Genomic DNA, 16,102 nt, shown 5'->3' on the forward strand with positions numbered 1-16,102 from the left:
GATACCCAGCACTTCCCCTTCGCGTCACGTTTTGCGCACTGTTCAGTGCGGCGCTTTGTTTTTTCCAAGATTTCTTATTGCGAAGCGCATTGGATGTAGTGCTTTCACAAGATCTTCTGATACCGGCATCACTTCTTTACTGATCCACGCGGCCAGCACCTCCGCGGCGAGCGGTGCATAGGTAAATCCTCGTGATCCCAGTCCCGCCAGCACATACAGGTTTTGCTGGTATGGAGTGCGGCGGTCGATCCGTTGCTTGCGGTTTTTGCGCAGCGCGCCGTAGGTATTTTCCAGCTGAGCCCATTCGGCGACCGGGCCTGCCATCGGCAGGTAGTCCGGGGTGGCGGCGCGGAGGGCGGTTCTCCCGCGCAGTTGCTGGTGGCTGAGTGATTCGGCGATTTGCGGTAACAGGGAAGCGAGTGTTGCCAGGTTTTCCTGGTGTTCTTCTTCGCGTATTTCCAAATCCGTTTGCTTCAGTTTGAAGGTGGCGCCGAAGCTGTGTTGTGGTGTTTTGTCAGGTTCTGAAACCGGCGCTGCGGGGGCGATGTAGCCTTCGCCGCAGAGGGCAATGTTCAGGGCTTGTGATACTGGTGTCGCCCGGGCGAAAGAAACCTGGCCGCGTATTGGCTGCAGTGGCAGGGGGGCGGTGTTGGGGAACTGGCGATTGAAGTTGGCGCTGCACAGGATGATGGCATCAAACTGATGCGATGTCTTTTTCCCGCGATTTTCTGTTTCCAGTTCCCACCGCGCTGCGGTCTGCTGAATACCGAGTACGGGTGTTTCCGGATGGAAGTGGATATTCGGGTGATTCAGCAGGGTGCTGCAGACCTGTTTCGGACGCAGCCAGCCGGCTTCCGGGAAGTAGAGCCCCGGTATATTGAGATCGACACCGGCGAGTTCGCTTGCCTGCGGCGCGGATACCGGTTGCGCGAGCAGGGAATTGCTGTCCAGCTCCAGGTGGTCGATGACCTGCTGTTGCAGCTGTTGCTCCTTTTCCGTTTCTGCCAGTTGCAGCAGGCCGTCGAAATGGATCGCGTCGGGGCAGTGCGACCGGTAGAAGCGCTGGGCGAATTGCAGGGCCAGTAGGTTGAAGTCGCCGTTGGGGCCGGGTTTTGGGGAGAGCTTTGCGTACAGGATGCCCTGGTCATTGCCAGAGGCGCCGCTGCCGGGTTCATTGCCCTGTTCGAACACCGCGACCTGGAAATTGCGGTCCGCCAGTGCGCGCGCGGCGGTTGCTCCGGCGATGCCCGCGCCGATCACAGCGATGGTGGCTGGGGGCTCGGTGTTTGTGACGGGCAGGTGCCAGGGGGTGGTGCGGTGCGGCCCTTGTTCGGCCGGTGTTGCCGCACTGAAGCGCCCGCGCAGCATTTCCCGCTTGCGCCCGAAACCCGGTACTTTTTCCAGCGCAAAGCCGACGGCTTTCAATCCCCTCTTGACGATGCCGGCGCAGGTAAAGGTGGCGAGTGTGCTCTCCTGAGCGCTGAGCTGTGCGATGGCCCGAAACAGGTCGTCGCTCCACATCTCCGGGTTTTTCGCCGGGGCGAACCCGTCCAGAAACCAGGCGTTGACCAAGCTGTCCCTGTGCGGATCATCCAGTTGTATACGCTCGAAGCCTCGGCTCGCCTCGTCGATGATCAGGGTCAGGTGTACATTGCCGGCAAAATTCAGCCGGTGTACGCCGCTCGCGAGATACGTTGGATATTGCGCGATTAGTTGTTCGCTGAGCTCGCGCAATTCCGGCCACAGCGCCAGGGCGCGGCGAAGGTCGTGAGGGGCAAGGGGGAACTTTTCCACACTGACAAAATGCAACTGTGCCGTTGCGGGCGCGGTCTGCCGCCACAGTTGCCAGGCGGCGAGAAAATTGAGACCGGTGCCGAAGCCGGTTTCACCGATGCTGAAGGTGGCGTTGTCGGCGAGGTTCGCCCAGCGCTCACTGAGGTGGTTGTGCTTCAGGAATACGTGGCGGGTTTCTTCCAGACCCGAGGCGGTAGAGAAGTAGATGTCGTCGAAGGCCGACGAAACAGGCTGGCCGTCTTCTTTCCATTCGAGCTGCGCCAGTATAACCGGAGTGTGTTGCTGTTCAGACATGGAGGCGGTCAGCGCAGGCCGAATTCGCGCATGATCTGCGCGCACCACTGGTCGAGGCGCTCATCGCTTTTCTCGAATTCGTTCTCCTCATCAAGGGCCAGACCGACAAACTGGCTGCCGTCCGGTGTCAGCCCTTTGGACTCTTCGAATTCGTAACCTTCCGCTGGCCAGTAGCCCACGGCTTTGGCGCCGAGGGCAAGGACTTGGGCGTGCAGGTAGCCGAGTGCGTCCTGATACCACTGGGGATAGCCCGCCTGATCGCCGAGCCCGTAGAGGGCGACGGTTTTGCCGGCGAGATCCAGGGTTGCCAGCTGGTCCCAGCAGTTTTCCCAGTCTTCCTGCAGTTCACCGTAATCCCAGGTGGGGATGCCGAGAATCAGGAAGTCGTACTCCCGCATCTGGGTGACATCGTCGTCTGCGACATTGTGGATGTCGATCCACTCCTCGCCGATGCGATCGCGGATTTTCTCCGCCGCCATTTCGGTGTAACAGGTACTGGAGCCGTAAAAAAGTCCGATGGGTGCGCGCATGGTTCGGTCAGAATTCCGGGGAGTTAATCGTATTGAAAAATTATCAAGCGCTTATACCGCGCCTTGATAACCCAGCTGCCGCCAGGCCTCGTAAATCACAATCGCCGCCGCATTGGACAGATTGATGCTGCGGCTGTTGGCGCACATAGGGATGCGCAGGGTGTGCTCGCTGCCGGCCATGGCCAGGAATTCCGCGGGCAGGCCGCGGGTTTCAGGGCCGAAGACGATGGCGTCGCCGTCGTGAAACTCGACTTCCGAATGGGCCCGGGAGCCTTTGGTGGATAGAGCCAGCACCCGCGCCGGCCGCTCGGACTCCACAAAGGCCCGCCAGTCCCCGTGGCGCACGACGCGGCTGTACTCGGCGTAGTCGAGTCCGGCACGGCGCAGGCGTTTGTCGTCCATGGCGAAACCGAGGGGTTCGATCAGATGCAGTTCGGCACCGGTATTGGCGCACAGGCGGATGATATTGCCGGTGTTGGGAGCAATTTCCGGTTGGTAGAGCACGATTTTGAACATGGCGACAACTTGGGCTGATCGGGTTTGACCATTAATACCCCGTTGTGGGGGCAGACAGGCGGCCCAGGTCGATTTATGAACAGCCGGGCCGCGAAGGGCGGGGATTATAGCGCGGAGGAGGTCTCTTCGCAGTCGATCTCGACTCCGAGTTCGTCGGCAATTTCATCCAGTTCATCGTGCAGGCCATCGATGCTGACGTCTTCCGCCACGCTGATCGTACACTCGGCGGTGAACAGGGGCTCGCCGCTCCAGGGGGTGCTGCCATAACGGGTGTCGAGGGTTTCCACATTGATCTTGCGGGCAGCGAGGGCGCGGGAGATTTCCTTGACGATCCCGGGGCGGTCATTGCCCACGAGTTTGAGCTGCAGGGTCTGTCGGCTGTCGGCGGCTACCGCAAGGGCGTCTTCTACCTGCAGCTTAAAGTCGGCGCCGGCGAGGCTCATCAGCGCCTCCTTGAGACGCGGACCGTCTTCGGCGGCCACGCTGACCCGCAATATGCCGGCAAACTTGCCTGCAAAGTGGGCCATGCGGCTGTCTTCCCAGTTGCCGCCATTTTCCGCCACGGCGGCGGAGAGCATTTCCACTACGCCGGGTTTGTCGTCGCTGATAATGGAGATGACGAGGTGTTGCTGCATGGGGATGTCCTTATTGGCACTGCTGGATTGAGGTACCTGGCTGCGATACCTGCTGGCTGAGCTGAATTGTAGCCAGTATGGCGCCCGGTGGGCAAAGTTCTCGCTATGGAACCCCGGGGGCGGTCTGAGGCTTTACAAGAGGAGATCGGGAGTGTTGAATCCCCAATCGAGGAAAATAATTCCAAGCAAGCTCTCAAAAGGAGAAGCCCGATGTTAGATCCGAGGAAAGTTGCACACTGGTTGGCCGGTCTGGCCTGTGCGGTATCGTTTGCAGGGGCGGTTCAGGCCGATACCCTTCAGGGCGCTATCAAGGGGGATCAGCGCACACCGGCGAATGTAGCGCGGGACAAGTACCGCCACCCGGCGGAAACGCTGGCCTTTTTTCATGTGAAGCCGGAGATGACGGTGGTGGAAATCTGGCCGGGTGGCGGCTGGTACACTGAGATTCTGGCGCCGATGTTGAAGGACAAGGGTACGCTGTATGCGGCGCATTTCCCGAAAGCAACGGAGGTGGGGTATTTCAAAAATTCCCTGGCCAAGTTTGAAGAGAAAATGGCGGCGGACAAGGATACCTACGGTGCGGTGAAATTGACGGAGTTCGTGCCGGGTGGTGGTAGTGAGATTGCGCCGGCGGCTTCAGCGGATGCGGTGGTGACCTTCCGCAATGTGCACAACTGGATGGGCGGCAATAATGAGCAGGCGGCATTCAAGGCGTTTTACGCGGCGCTGAAGCCGGGTGGTGTGCTGGGTGTAGTGGAGCACCGGGCGAAGCCGGGTACCAGCCTTGAAGATATGAAAAAGAGCGGTTATGTGACTCAGGATTATGTGATTGAGCTGGCGAAAAACGCGGGGTTTGTGCTGGAGGAGTCCAGTGAGATCAATGCGAACCCGAAGGATTCCGCGGATCACCCGAAAGGTGTCTGGACTCTGCCCCCGTCCCTGCGTCTGGGGGATGAGGATAAGGACAAATACCTGGCGATCGGGGAAAGTGACCGTATGACATTGCGGTTCCGCAAGCCGAAGTCCTGATAATTGCTGATTACCTAGATAAAATGCCCCGGACAATCCGGGGCTTTTTTTGCCATTCCGCGGCGGACAGGCACCGGGTATTCGTTTTCGAAACCGGGCTAGGCGCCCCTCTTAAATTCATCCCTGTACGCTGCGTCGCAAACATCCCTGTTTGCGACGCTTTCGAAAACGAATCCCCGCCACCTGTCCTTCAGTTCGAGTCATGTGCTTTGTAAGCGTTAAATACATTCACGCGTAGTGAGAGTGAAATGATCATTCCCCATAACCAATTAGACCCCGAAACCCTGCAAAACCTGCTGGAGGAATATGCCACTCGTGACGGCACCGATTACGGTGAGCAGGAGGTGAGCCTGGAAAACAAGGTGGCCAGCCTGCGCCGTCAGCTGGAGAAAAAGACCGTGGTCATCTGGTTTGAGCCCGGTGAGGAGTCGGTGAATCTGATTCTGGCGGAAGATATTCCGAGGGATGGTGATTACTGATGGCCGAATTGGATGGCTGGCTGGTGGACCGACCGCGGGACGCTCCCGAAAACTGGTTTCTGTTTGCACACGGCGCTGGCGCGCCGATGGATAGTGATTTCATGCAGGCTTTGGCGGCGTTGCTGGCAGAGCGGGGCGTGGGGGTGATCCGGTTTGAGTTTCCGTATATGGCGGAGCGGCGGGAAGCCGGTAAGCGGCGGCCGCCGAATAAACTGGATGTATTGCTCGCGGATTTTCAGGCTCAGATCGAGCATTTCCGTGCTGTTTTCCCAGGAGAGCGGTTATTTATCGGTGGCAAGTCCATGGGCGGCCGGGTGGCGAGTATGCTGGCGGCGGAAAATCATCGGGCGGGAAGGGTGGATGGGGTGGTTTGCCTGGGGTATCCGTTCCATCCGCCGGGAAAGCCGGAGAGCTTGCGCACCGGGCATCTCGAAAGCCTCGATTGTCCCGCACTGATGGTGCAGGGAACCCGGGACAGGTTGGGGGATCGTGCAGAGGTGGGTGGCTATGCGCTGTCCTCCGCGATTGAGGTGTTGTGGCTGGAAGACGGTGACCACGATTTCAAGCCGCGCAAAGCCAGCGGTTTCACCCAGCTACAACACTGGCGGGCCGCCGCGGATGGGGCCGCAGCGTTTATGCGCGCTGCAATATCGTGATGCGCTCCTCGTGCGCGAGCATGGGAGTGAGTTGGGCCATCTGTTCGCGGCGTTGTTCGCTGCTGTACCACTGTTGCCAGTGCAAGACAGACTTCCACTGGGACAGGGTGAAGCGGCGGCGGGGGTTGTCGAGTTCGGTGTAGGTATGACCGTCGACAAAGCCATCGGTCTGGTAGGCATTGGTCAGCAGTCGCCGTGCGGCCTCCTCGTAGGTCGCTTCCAGATCTTCGGCTATTTCCCGTTCAATCAGTACGTAAATCATCGGTGTTTGTGATCCTCAGCCGGTGTGCACTTCTGGTGACACCTCAACTTGCAGTCTAGTCTTTCCCAACAGCGACCGGTGAGGCGTCAGGCGGCTCTATTCTGTCCGGTCAGTCTTTGTGGATGACGCGCCATGGCAAATCTCCGACAATAGCCCCATGAAATCACACCATACCCTCGATGCCCGCGGCCTGCTGTGCCCGGAACCGGTCATGATGCTTCACTCTGCGGTGCGCAAGGTCGCGGCGGGTGAGGTGTTGCAGATGTTTGCCACTGACCCTTCCACCCAGCGCGATGTGCCTAAATTCTGTCAGTTTCTCGGTTATGAGCTGGTGCAACACCGGGAGGAGAACGATGAGTTTGTGTACTGGATCAGAAAATCTGAGGAATGATTATTTGTCCGGAAACAACAAGGGCGACCACTGGTCGCCCTTGTCTTTTCTGGATTTGTGGGAAGTGTCTAGGGCGAAGTGACAAGCGCCGCGATCGCGGCCAGGGCCTCCGGGTCCTCGGATTTGATCTTGTTGGCGATGTGGTGTTGGAAGAAATAGCGGAAACATTCCGATTCCTGGGCCGAGTACAGGCAATCGTCCCCGGGAAGAACCGGCGTAGTCTCCACACTGCTGTGATCAATCAGCATGCCGTGGATTTCGCCGCTGGCAAACAGCCGCCAGCTCACGACTTCGGAAAGAGTCAGGTTCTCCCGGTCCGCATCCATGAATACCGCGTGGGTACCAATGGTGTCGGGGATCTCCTGTACAACCTCGTCCGCTTGGTTGCTTTCAAATTCGAAGTATTCCGCCGCAGTCTCCAGCTCGACGATCTTGTGGATGGGGGGCTCATGGAAAATTTCCTCGATACCCGGGTCGTAGTAGCCCTCAAACCGGCCGTCCAGGGGATCCTGGATATCCGGGCAGGCGGTGATGGAGTTCAACCAGGGAACCAGTCCGACGACCTCGCCGTTAGCACGCAGGCCCCAGCAAAGGATTTTCAGACTGTAGAGATCAGTTCCGCTGGAATTGTTGGAGTAGAGCATTTCCAAGCCATCCAGCTCCGGAGATAGGCGAATAAACCGCCGGCTCTCTGAAGTTTCGATAGGCTTGCCGGTGAAGAGGTCAACCACGTTGCTGTTGCGGTGGTCGGTCATAGTGCACCTCCTTGCAGGGCCGGTAGTAGGGCGGGAAGGTCTTGTACTGCTTATCAAGTGCAACCGGCGCAGAGATAGCGAGCGAAGGCCGGGCGACCAATCGCCGAATCCTGACTCCGGAGGCGCCTTTATTGCCTCCCTGGGAAGCCGGTACCGCAACCGAAAACAACCACCCATAGCCCTCATTATGATCGCTTTGAGCGGCAGCAGGTTTCCGGTATCCCTGTATTCAAAGGTATATTCTGATTCGTGGAAATACAACCGGCGGATGCAGGTTCTTTATCTCGTTTTCCCGCCTTTCAGCACCGAAAACACAGGTGGTGGCGCCGATTGGCTGAATCGTCACTGATCTGCGTATTTCGCCTATGGGGGCATGGCCTTGATCCCCCCGCGCTCGCTGTTATAGTCCGCGCCAATTCACAATATGAGGTGTCGACTGTTTCTGGCACCGGTTCATGGCACAGGTTCAGGAGCCACAGTTGTCACACCTTTGCCCGGCAGATATCCAAGACCAGCAAGTTTCGTACCATCCGGAGGGGGCGACCGCGCACCAGGCAGCGGAGAAATCGGTGACTGAACGTATAGTCAGCGTGTTCGATACCTGTTTTTCGTCGCCGGACGGGTTGAATACCCGCCTCATGGGCGGCTTTGAAGAACCTTATTACCGTCCAGCCTCGGAAAACGGCGCCAGCTGGCATCAGGTGGAATTCACCCGCGATTATCCCGCCAGCGCCCTGCATGAAGCAGCACACTGGTGTGTGGCAGGCGAGTCGCGCCGGAAACTGCCTGACTATGGATACTGGTATGCACCGGACGGCCGCTCCAGCGCACAGCAGGCGGAGTTTGAGCGGGTAGAAGTGAAACCCCAGGCGCTGGAGTGGGTCTTTGCCCGCGCCTGTGGTTTAAAGTTCCGCGTCAGCGCCGACAATCTCGATGCCGGGCTCGGCCCCAGTGCGGTATTCAAAAGCGATATCTGGCAGCAGGTGCAGAACTACTGCCGCGACGGCCTGCCCTCCAGGGCCCGCCAGTTTGCCGGCGCGCTCGCCCGCGCCTGTGCGCAGCCGGAACCGTTTTTAGCGGAACACTATCGTTTGGAGGATCTCGGGTGAGTGAGACTTATCTGATCGACGCCTCGGTCTATATTTTCCGCTACTATTTTGCCCTACCTCCCAACTGGGTAAGCCGCTCCGGTTACAGTACCGAGGCGGTGTATGGATTCAGTAACTTCCTGTTGGATGTCTTGTCCCGCGATCCCGGACACATCGCCTGTGCCTTTGATGAGTCTCTCGGCAACTGCTTCCGCAACGACATTTATCCGGATTACAAGAGCAGCCGCGCACTGCCGGATGAGGCCCTGGCATATCAGCTGGCGGCCTGCCGTGAGATGGCGGAAGCGCTGGGGATCGCAAGCTTTGCCAGCGAACGCTTTGAGGCGGACGATATTCTGGCGACATTGACCCGAATGTGCGCGGCGAACGACCGCGCGCCGTTGGTGCTCACCCGCGACAAGGATCTGGGGCAGCTGCTGGACTGTGGCGCCGCCAGCCTGTGGGATTTCGCCGCAAACGAGATTCTGGACCGGGAGAGTATCCGGCAGAAATTTGGCGTGGAGCCACGGCAGATACCCGACTATCTCGCGCTGGTGGGCGACAACATCGACGATATTCCCGGTGTGCCCGGGATCGGAGCCAAGACCGCGGCGCGTTTGCTGGCGGCGTTTGCCGACGTGGAAGCCCTGATCGCCAATGTCGCGCAGATCGCCAGTCTCAAACTGCGCGGGGCGAAATCCATCGCAGAAAAAATTACCAGCCATTCCCGACAGATCCGCATGGCACGGCAACTGGCGCAGCTGGAATATGAGGTTCCTCTCGCGATTGAGGTTGATAGCCTGGCTCGCAAAGCCGTGGAGCCGGAGTTTGCCATTGCGCTCGCGGAGGAATTCGGCATTGGCGGTCTCGCCAACAAAATCCGCCGCACGCTGGACAACCGCGCGCATTCCAATGATGCAAATTCAGCGCGCGAACATATGGAGTCCGTAATTTCATGAAAAGCAACGGGAATGCAAATCCGCAGCTCAACATCGTCGCCGATGAGAATATCCCGGGGTTGGAAACCTGGTTCGGAAATCTGGGCGCAATTACCAGAATCCCCGGACGCACTATGTCGCAGACGCAGCTGGCAGACGCCGATGTGTTGCTGGTGCGCTCGGTCACCGAAGTGAACCAGTCTTTGCTGGAGGGCACCCCGGTGCGCTTCGTGGGCAGCTGCACCATCGGTACCGACCATCTGGATACTGCGTGGCTGGAGGCACAGGGAATTGCCTGGAGTGCCGCACCCGGTTGCAATGCCAATTCGGTGGTCGAATACGTATTCTGTGCGCTTGCTGCGCTGAACGTTGACTGGCGCGGGCGCAGTTTCGGTATCGTCGGTTGTGGCAATGTGGGTGGTCTGTTGCAGAAAAAACTCCACGCACTTCAGGTCCCGTGCAAGGTTTACGATCCCTGGCTAACCGAAAATCCCGACAGCAGCGATCTGAAATCTGTATTGCAACAGGACATTGTCTGCCTGCACGCGCCGCTGGTAAAAGACGGTCCGCATCCGAGCCTGCACATGATTGACACCGCGGCTCTCGCTGCGATCAGGCCTGGTACCGTGTTGATCAGTGCCGGGCGCGGCGCTGTCATCGACAATGCGGCACTGCTTGAGCGTCTCCGGGGTAAGCCCGACATCACCACCGTGCTGGATGTTTGGGAAAACGAACCGGATATCCGCACCGACCTGCTGGCAAGGGTGGATCTCGGCAGCCCGCATATCGCCGGTTACAGCCACGATGGCAAACTCGCCGGCACCCGTATGATTCGCGATGCGCTCAACCGCGTGCTGGGATGGCCGGAAGTGGCGCAGCCGGACACCGATGCGAAAGCGAAGCCGCCGGTTGTCAGTGAGCAGTCCGGCTTCGCCGCCATTCGTGAGCTGCTGCTCAACGTCTACGACCCGAGAGCGGATGACCGTCGACTGCGGGACGCCGCAGCCGGCGATCAATCCATGGTGAGGTCCTTCGACCTGCTGCGCAAGCACTACCCACAGCGCCTTGAGTTTTCCCATTTCAAGGTACAGGCACCAAACCTGGATGACGCCGCGCGCAAGCAGCTGGCTATTCTCGGGCTCAATTGACGATCAGGTCGAACCGTGAAACTGAAAAAACTCGGACTTGTTATCAACCCATGGGCGGGCATCGGCGGTCCCGCCGGCCTGAAGGGCAGCGATGGAGCCGATACCGTCGAGCGCGCATTGGCAGCGGGCATCCAGCCCCAGTCGCACAAGCGCGTGGCCATCGCGCTGGAAGCGCTAAAACCTTTTACCCCACAACTTGAGCTAGTGACCTTCGCCGGCGATATGGGCGAAAACCTCGCCCGCGAACTGGGTTTCCAGGTAGTCGTAGTGGGGGCCGCACGGCATGCGCGCTCGACACCGGAAGACAGCGAGGCCGCCGCGCGCACGATCCGCGACGCCGGTGCCGACCTGATCGTTTTCGCCGGTGGCGATGGCACGGCCCGCAATATGGTCAACGCCCTTGGCGACAGCTTTCCGGTACTCGGCATTCCTGCCGGAGTCAAAATGCACTCCGCGTGTTTTGCTATTTCTCCCAGAGCGGGGGGCGAGGTATTGCGACGGCTGATGGCGGGGGAACTGGTGGACCTGCACCAGCGGGAAGTGCGCGATATCGACGAGAACTCCTTCCGCGAGGGACGTGTCAGCACACGTTACTACGGTGAGTTGCTGGTGCCGGAAGAGGGGCATTTCCTGCAGGCAGTAAAAAACGCCGGGCGTGAGGTGGAAGAGCTGGCGGTGGCCGATATCGCCGCGCAAGTGGTGGAGGAAATCCATCATCTCGACCCGGAGACGCTCTACATCGTCGGCCCCGGCTCCACCACGCTCGCGGTGCTTTCCGAACTGGGGGAGGGGGGCACCTTGTTGGGGGTGGACCTGTGGTGTGACGGCAATCCGCTGGCTGCCGACGTGAGTGCGCCACAGATCGAGGAGGCCATCGCCTCACATCGCGCAACGCAACCCCATCTCCCGGTCAGAATCATTCTCACCGCCATCGGCGGCCAGGGCCATCTCATCGGCCGCGGCAATCAGCAATTGAGCCCGAAGGTATTGCGCGCAGTGGGGCGAGAGAATCTGATAGTGATTGCCACCAAAACCAAAATCACCGAACTGGGTGGGCGCCCGTTGCTGATCGACAGCGGCGAGCCATCACTGGATGAAGCCTGGAGCGGCTTTGTGCGGGTGATTACCGGCTACCGCGATGAAATCCTTTACCCGCTGTCTGGCGATGGCAGCGGGGAAGTTCCGGCAGCACAGAACACAAGCGAGTAAATGATGGATTGGGAACCTTTGTTGCGGGTTGTGCGCGGCAAACTGGAAGAAAAAAAGTCGGACAGCCGCCGCCTGTTTCACGGCCGAGGGCGCTGCTACCCGGGCTTTGAAAGTATCTGTGTCGATAGTTATCACCCGGCAATGTTGGTAACGCTGTTTGATGCCTATGACGGTGAAGACGTGCTGGTAGCATCGCTGTGGGCGCTGGCGGAGCCATTTGGTTACACCGGTATTGCGGTACAGCGCCGCTACGAGCGTGGTGCGCCCATCGTGTGGCAGGCCGGCACGCCGGTGGAATCACCGGTAGCGAGGCGTGGCGATCTTGAGATTCCACTGACTTTTGATCGCCAGAATGTTGGTTTCTTTCTCGATATCGAGCCCGGACGCCGCTGGCTGGAGCTACAGGTGCAGGAGAAGGCGGGGCAGGTTGAGAACCTGAAATTGCTCAACTTGTTTGCATTCACCTGCGCATTTTCGGTGGTGGCGCGCGCTGCCGGTGAGTTGGGGGTGCTTAATGTGGACCTCAACAAGGGTGTGCTTAGACGTGGGGAGGCCAATCACCGTGCGAATGGGTTGCCGTTGAAGGGCATCAGTTTTCTGGCGAAGGATGCACTGCGGGATTTCCGCAGTTATGACCGTCGGGGGCCTTTCCAACTTGCGGTTGTGGATCCGCCCACATTTCAGAAAGGCAGTTTCGATGTGAGAGAGAATTACGCTCGGATGCTAGAGCTGCTGCCGGCCTGCCTGGCGGATAAAGCGGATTTGCTGCTGGTGGTGAACTCGCCCTGGATCAGTGAGGCTGAATTCCGTGCACTAATCAGCTCTGCAAATCCAGGGTATTCGGTAATTGAACGGTTACCGCAGAATCCTGACTTTCCGGATAGTGATCCGGATGCGGCGCTAAAGATGCTGCATGTGAGGTATTGTCGAAGCGCTTAGCGCTACGAAGCCATGTTCTTGAATCGAAGGTGGAGTGCCGGGTACGGGTTTTCAGGATCGTCGGCAACAGGGATGTATTTAAGGGGGGCGCCTAGCCCGGTCCTGAAAACCCGTACCCGGTGCTTTGCCGCCACATAAGGCGACTACGAAGTTCCACTGGGATCTAGCTCTGAAGTTGAGCCATCAACCCCACCATCAACTCCTCGAGCTGAGGCGAAGATCCTCCGCGCACAACTTGATCCAGCTTCTCAGCGTTGCTGATCCCATCCTCCCCGCGACTCACCAGCACCAGAAAACTCCGGTGAGACAATGTCGCATCCTCGATCGCTTCCTGGCGCACCAACTGCAAAAAATGGATATAACCGCACTGCTTGAGCCAGGTCATCGCACCCAGGCAGGCGAGATGGCGGGGCGAGTGAAGGCCGAATTCGTCCGGGGTGTCGGGACCGGCGATATCTTCCACGTAGATCGTGGCCGGGGCCGGAAACCGCTGAAACAATGCCAGCAGAATCCGTCCCGCATCGCGGTAAAAATCGTGAATATGCAGATCGTCCAACATTGATCGCTTACAGCTTATTAACCAGTGTAACGCTCAAGGAAACTGCCCAAACGCTCAATCGCATGGGAAAGATCATCCACCCGCGGCAGGAACACAATCCGCAGATGGTCCGGCGCATCCCAGTGGAAAGCACTGCCCTGCACCAGCAGAATTTTTTCCTGGCGCAGGAAATCGAGCACGAACTTCTCGTCGTTCTCTATCTTGTGACGGTCCAGATCAATACGCGGGAACATATAAATCGCCCCCTGAGGCTTCACACAGCTGACACCGGGAATATCGTTCAGCATCTGCCACGCCAAATCCCGCTGCTCGCGCAGGCGGCCACCGGGTAGCACCAGATCCTTGATACTCTGGTAGCCGCCTAAGGCGGTCTGCACCGCGAACATGGCCGGCACGTTGCCGCACAGGCGCATGGACGACAGGATATCCATGCCCTCAATAAACCCGCGCGCGCGCTGCTTGGCGCCACTCACGATCATCCAGCCGGAGCGGAAACCAGCCAGGCGGTAAGACTTGGAGAGGCCGTTGAAAGTCAGGCACAGCACATCGTGGGCCAGAGTGCCCATCGGGGTGAACTCAGCGTCGTCATACAGGATCTTGCTATAAATCTCGTCGGCAAAAATGACCAGATTGTGTTGCTGCGCAACCTCTACAATTTGCTCCAGCAGGGCTTTGGGGTACACCGCGCCGGTGGGGTTGTTCGGGTTGATCACCACAATACCGCGGGTGCGGGGAGTGATCTTGGATTTGATATCGTCAATATCCGGCAGCCAGCCCGCCTGCTCATCGCAGCGGTAGAGCACCGGCTTGGCACCGGTCAGATTGGTAGCGGCCATCCACAGCGGGTAGTTAGGCATCGGCAACAGCATTTCGTCGCCGTTATTCAGCAGTGCCTGGGTGGACATGGAAATCAGCTCGGACACGCCATTGCCCAAATAGATATCGTCGATATCGACTCCCGGCACACCGAGGATCTGGCACTCGTGCATGATGGCCTTACGCGCCGCGAACAGCCCCTTGGATTCCACATAGCCCTGTGCCTGGGACAGGTTGTAGATCACGTCCTGCAGAATTTCGTCTGGCGCATTAAAACCGAATGGTGCCGGATTGCCGATGTTCAGCTTCATGATCCGGTGGCCTTCTTCCTCCATGCGCGATGCCTGCTCCATGACCGGACCGCGGATTTCGTAGCAGACGCCGTGGAGTTTTTCCGACTTGTGAATATCCTTCATTGCTGTGTACTTCGTAGAGTCCTCAACTGATAGAGAGCCTTCAACTGGTTTAGAGTCTCCAACTGATGTTTTTGAAAGAGAGCCTGCGGGAGGCCATCTTGTGGGCAAATTTTTCCAACCTGCATCCGGCTTTCTTGTAGGCTTGCTATCGGTAGCGGGGCGGATCTGGCACCGTGGATAATCGTGGTGCTGCTGCTAAGCGTTGGGCCGGGCAGGGTAGTGCCGCTGGATACTGACTTATCAGGCGAAAAAGGAACCACAGTATGTCAAAAGAGAAAGACGATAACTACTGGCGCGAGCGCCTGACTCCTGAAGAGTTTCGGGTTTGCCGGGAGGGCGGTACCGAGCGGCCATTTTCCGGTGAATATTGGGCTACCTTCGAGGACGGCCAGTACCGCTGTCGCTGTTGTGGTGAGGTGTTATTTGACTCGGAATCCAAGTTCGAGTCCGGTTGTGGATGGCCCAGCTTTGACGCAGAGGCCAGCGGCGGTGCGATTGAGGAGCGCCCGGATCACAGCTTCGGTATGCAGCGTACCGAGATCCTGTGTGCCAATTGCGGCTGTCACCTGGGACACGTGTTTCCCGACGGACCGACCGACACTGGGTTGCGCTATTGTGTTAATTCACTGTCGGTAAAACTCGACCCCGGGCGGGAGGAGGGCGCTGACTGAGTGCAAGCCGAAAAATGTGACTGCAAGGCACTGACCAGAGGGTATCCATGATCCGATCCGCCCGAAAACGCCACTGGAGCCGGTGGCTGTACCGCGTTCAGTGGACGCTGCTTGCCATCATTGCCCTGGCGGTGGCGGCGGTGCGGCTCGGGTTGTTGCACTACCTGACCGCCTTTGAGGTGTTCAAGTATGCCGGATTGGCGGCAGTCGCCGTTGCGCTGGCGTCGATACTGGTATTTATCTGGGGGCTGGTCAAACGTCACCCCGAAGCCCGCAGCGCGGCTCTCTGGGCCACGATTCTGGGCGCGATACCGGTGGCGATTCCGCTGTTCACAGTGGGGGAACACAACTTCCGCGCACCTCCCATCCATGATATCTCCACTGACCTGAAGAACCCGCCGGCGTTCGAGGCAGTCCTGTCTTTGCGCGGTCCGGGCGATAACCGCGCGGATTACGCGGGTGACGCGGTGGCCAGTCAACAGCGCAATTCGCCCCTCTATGAAGATATTCAGCCGCTGCTGCTTAATATGACCGTGGCCGAGGCCACGGAACTCGCCGCCTCCGTGGCGGAAGAACTCGGCTGGCGGGTGGTGGCGAAAAGCCCCAACAAAGGGCGTCTTGAAGCGGTGGCGCGCACCCCGGTGCTCGGCTTTACCGAGGATGTGGTGGTGCGGGTGAAAAAGGAGGGGCAGGGCGTAACAGTGGACATCCGGTCCGCTTCCCGCAGCAGGGCGGCGGATTTTGGCAGTAATGGCCAGCGTATTCGCACTTTCCTGAAGGAGATGACGAGCCGTGCAGAAGGGCGCTGAAGAGAGGTGCTGATTCTCCCGGTACTTATCGTTTATTCCCTGGCGCGTTGATCTTCATCCGGCAGCTGCCTGCCGTTTGTCGCGCTTTGTGGCGGGGGTCCGGTAAGTGCCTGTATGCAAAGGAAAAATTCTTAAATTTTTTTTCATCCAAGTGTTGACAGCCCCCGG

General features: G+C 58.8%; 19 protein-coding genes. 11 read left to right on the top strand and 8 right to left on the bottom strand.

The genetic code is table 11. The features are described 5' to 3' along the window. Positions 1–42: 42 nt before the first annotated feature. From mnmC to GNX18_RS02905, 4 genes are all read right to left on the bottom strand, one after another. Positions 43–2,088, bottom strand: coding sequence for a bifunctional tRNA (5-methylaminomethyl-2-thiouridine)(34)-methyltransferase MnmD/FAD-dependent 5-carboxymethylaminomethyl-2-thiouridine(34) oxidoreductase MnmC (gene mnmC / locus GNX18_RS02890; RefSeq protein ID WP_166215306.1), 2,046 nt, complete (start codon positions 2,086–2,088; stop codon positions 43–45). Between the two features lie 8 nt (positions 2,089–2,096). Then, entirely contained in the window at positions 2,097–2,618 is a 522-nt protein-coding gene (gene fldB / locus GNX18_RS02895; RefSeq protein WP_138235245.1) for a flavodoxin FldB, read from the bottom strand. A gap of 51 nt (positions 2,619–2,669) precedes the next feature. Then, complete coding sequence (gene trmL / locus GNX18_RS02900) at positions 2,670–3,134, bottom strand: tRNA (uridine(34)/cytosine(34)/5-carboxymethylaminomethyluridine(34)-2'-O)-methyltransferase TrmL (RefSeq protein WP_166215308.1); 465 nt, start codon at positions 3,132–3,134, stop codon at positions 2,670–2,672. 104 nt (positions 3,135–3,238) lie between these two features. Next, the gene (locus GNX18_RS02905) at positions 3,239–3,769 is read right to left on the bottom strand and encodes a glycine cleavage system protein R (RefSeq protein WP_166215310.1); all 531 of its coding nucleotides are present in this window, start codon (positions 3,767–3,769) and stop codon (positions 3,239–3,241) included. Positions 3,770–3,979: 210 nt separating this feature from the next. Here GNX18_RS02905 and GNX18_RS02910 point away from each other — a divergent pair, with 210 nt between their 5' ends. From GNX18_RS02910 to GNX18_RS02920, 3 genes are all read left to right on the top strand, one after another. After that, the gene (locus tag GNX18_RS02910; protein ID WP_166215312.1) at positions 3,980–4,798 is read left to right on the top strand and encodes a class I SAM-dependent methyltransferase; all 819 of its coding nucleotides are present in this window, start codon (positions 3,980–3,982) and stop codon (positions 4,796–4,798) included. A gap of 248 nt (positions 4,799–5,046) precedes the next feature. Further along, a complete protein-coding gene (locus GNX18_RS02915; RefSeq protein WP_138235249.1) occupies positions 5,047–5,277 on the top strand; it encodes a YheU family protein in 231 nt (76 codons plus the stop codon). Beyond that, a complete protein-coding gene (locus tag GNX18_RS02920) occupies positions 5,277–5,933 on the top strand; it encodes an alpha/beta fold hydrolase (RefSeq protein ID WP_166215314.1) in 657 nt (218 codons plus the stop codon). The genes GNX18_RS02915 and GNX18_RS02920 overlap by 1 nt, the downstream gene beginning before the upstream one ends. On the opposite strand, the gene GNX18_RS02925 is transcribed toward GNX18_RS02920, so the two are convergent. Beyond that, on the bottom strand, positions 5,911–6,195 hold the full coding sequence (locus GNX18_RS02925; RefSeq protein WP_138235251.1) for an antibiotic biosynthesis monooxygenase: 285 nt from the start codon (positions 6,193–6,195) through the stop codon (positions 5,911–5,913). The genes GNX18_RS02920 and GNX18_RS02925 overlap by 23 nt on opposite strands. Before the next feature lie 157 nt (positions 6,196–6,352). Between GNX18_RS02925 and tusA the strand changes: the two genes are divergently transcribed. Then, a complete protein-coding gene (gene tusA / locus GNX18_RS02930; protein WP_138235252.1) occupies positions 6,353–6,586 on the top strand; it encodes a sulfurtransferase TusA in 234 nt (77 codons plus the stop codon). 68 nt (positions 6,587–6,654) lie between these two features. On the opposite strand, the gene GNX18_RS02935 is transcribed toward tusA, so the two are convergent. Next, positions 6,655–7,341, bottom strand: coding sequence for a hypothetical protein (locus GNX18_RS02935; protein WP_166215316.1), 687 nt, complete (start codon positions 7,339–7,341; stop codon positions 6,655–6,657). Between the two features lie 569 nt (positions 7,342–7,910). Between GNX18_RS02935 and GNX18_RS02940 the strand changes: the two genes are divergently transcribed. Genes GNX18_RS02940 through GNX18_RS02960 form a run of 5 tightly spaced genes read left to right on the top strand, consistent with a single transcriptional unit; the run spans position 7,911 to position 12,663 of the window. Continuing rightward, positions 7,911–8,450 (top strand): elongation factor P hydroxylase, encoded by a 540-nt coding sequence (locus GNX18_RS02940; RefSeq protein WP_240914182.1) that lies wholly within the window; start codon positions 7,911–7,913, stop codon positions 8,448–8,450. Beyond that, a complete protein-coding gene (locus tag GNX18_RS02945; protein WP_166215319.1) occupies positions 8,447–9,388 on the top strand; it encodes a 5'-3' exonuclease H3TH domain-containing protein in 942 nt (313 codons plus the stop codon). Before GNX18_RS02940 ends, GNX18_RS02945 begins: the two co-directional genes overlap by 4 nt. Then, positions 9,385–10,515, top strand: a complete 1,131-nt coding sequence (locus GNX18_RS02950) for a 4-phosphoerythronate dehydrogenase (protein WP_166215321.1) — start codon at positions 9,385–9,387, stop codon at positions 10,513–10,515. Before GNX18_RS02945 ends, GNX18_RS02950 begins: the two co-directional genes overlap by 4 nt. 15 nt (positions 10,516–10,530) lie before the next feature. Next, a complete protein-coding gene (locus GNX18_RS02955; protein WP_166215323.1) occupies positions 10,531–11,724 on the top strand; it encodes an ATP-NAD kinase family protein in 1,194 nt (397 codons plus the stop codon). A gap of 3 nt (positions 11,725–11,727) precedes the next feature. Next, complete coding sequence (locus GNX18_RS02960; RefSeq protein ID WP_166220312.1) at positions 11,728–12,663, top strand: class I SAM-dependent methyltransferase; 936 nt, start codon at positions 11,728–11,730, stop codon at positions 12,661–12,663. Positions 12,664–12,826: 163 nt separating this feature from the next. Here the strand turns inward: GNX18_RS02960 and GNX18_RS02965 are convergent, their stop codons facing one another. Together GNX18_RS02965 and GNX18_RS02970 are read right to left on the bottom strand one after the other, a co-directional pair. Then, the gene (locus tag GNX18_RS02965) at positions 12,827–13,222 is read right to left on the bottom strand and encodes a hypothetical protein (protein WP_166215325.1); all 396 of its coding nucleotides are present in this window, start codon (positions 13,220–13,222) and stop codon (positions 12,827–12,829) included. Between the two features lie 17 nt (positions 13,223–13,239). Beyond that, positions 13,240–14,454, bottom strand: a complete 1,215-nt coding sequence (locus GNX18_RS02970; protein WP_138235259.1) for a pyridoxal phosphate-dependent aminotransferase — start codon at positions 14,452–14,454, stop codon at positions 13,240–13,242. Between the two features lie 263 nt (positions 14,455–14,717). Here GNX18_RS02970 and msrB point away from each other — a divergent pair, with 263 nt between their 5' ends. Together msrB and GNX18_RS02980 are read left to right on the top strand one after the other, a co-directional pair. Further along, complete coding sequence (gene msrB / locus GNX18_RS02975) at positions 14,718–15,125, top strand: peptide-methionine (R)-S-oxide reductase MsrB (RefSeq protein WP_166215327.1); 408 nt, start codon at positions 14,718–14,720, stop codon at positions 15,123–15,125. 47 nt (positions 15,126–15,172) lie between these two features. Then, positions 15,173–15,934, top strand: a complete 762-nt coding sequence (locus GNX18_RS02980) for a DUF1499 domain-containing protein (protein ID WP_138235261.1) — start codon at positions 15,173–15,175, stop codon at positions 15,932–15,934. Positions 15,935–16,102: the final 168 nt, after the last annotated feature.

The sequence above is a fragment of the Microbulbifer sp. SH-1 genome, from assembly GCF_011326135.1.
Lineage (GTDB): Bacteria > Pseudomonadota > Gammaproteobacteria > Pseudomonadales > Cellvibrionaceae > Microbulbifer > Microbulbifer harenosus.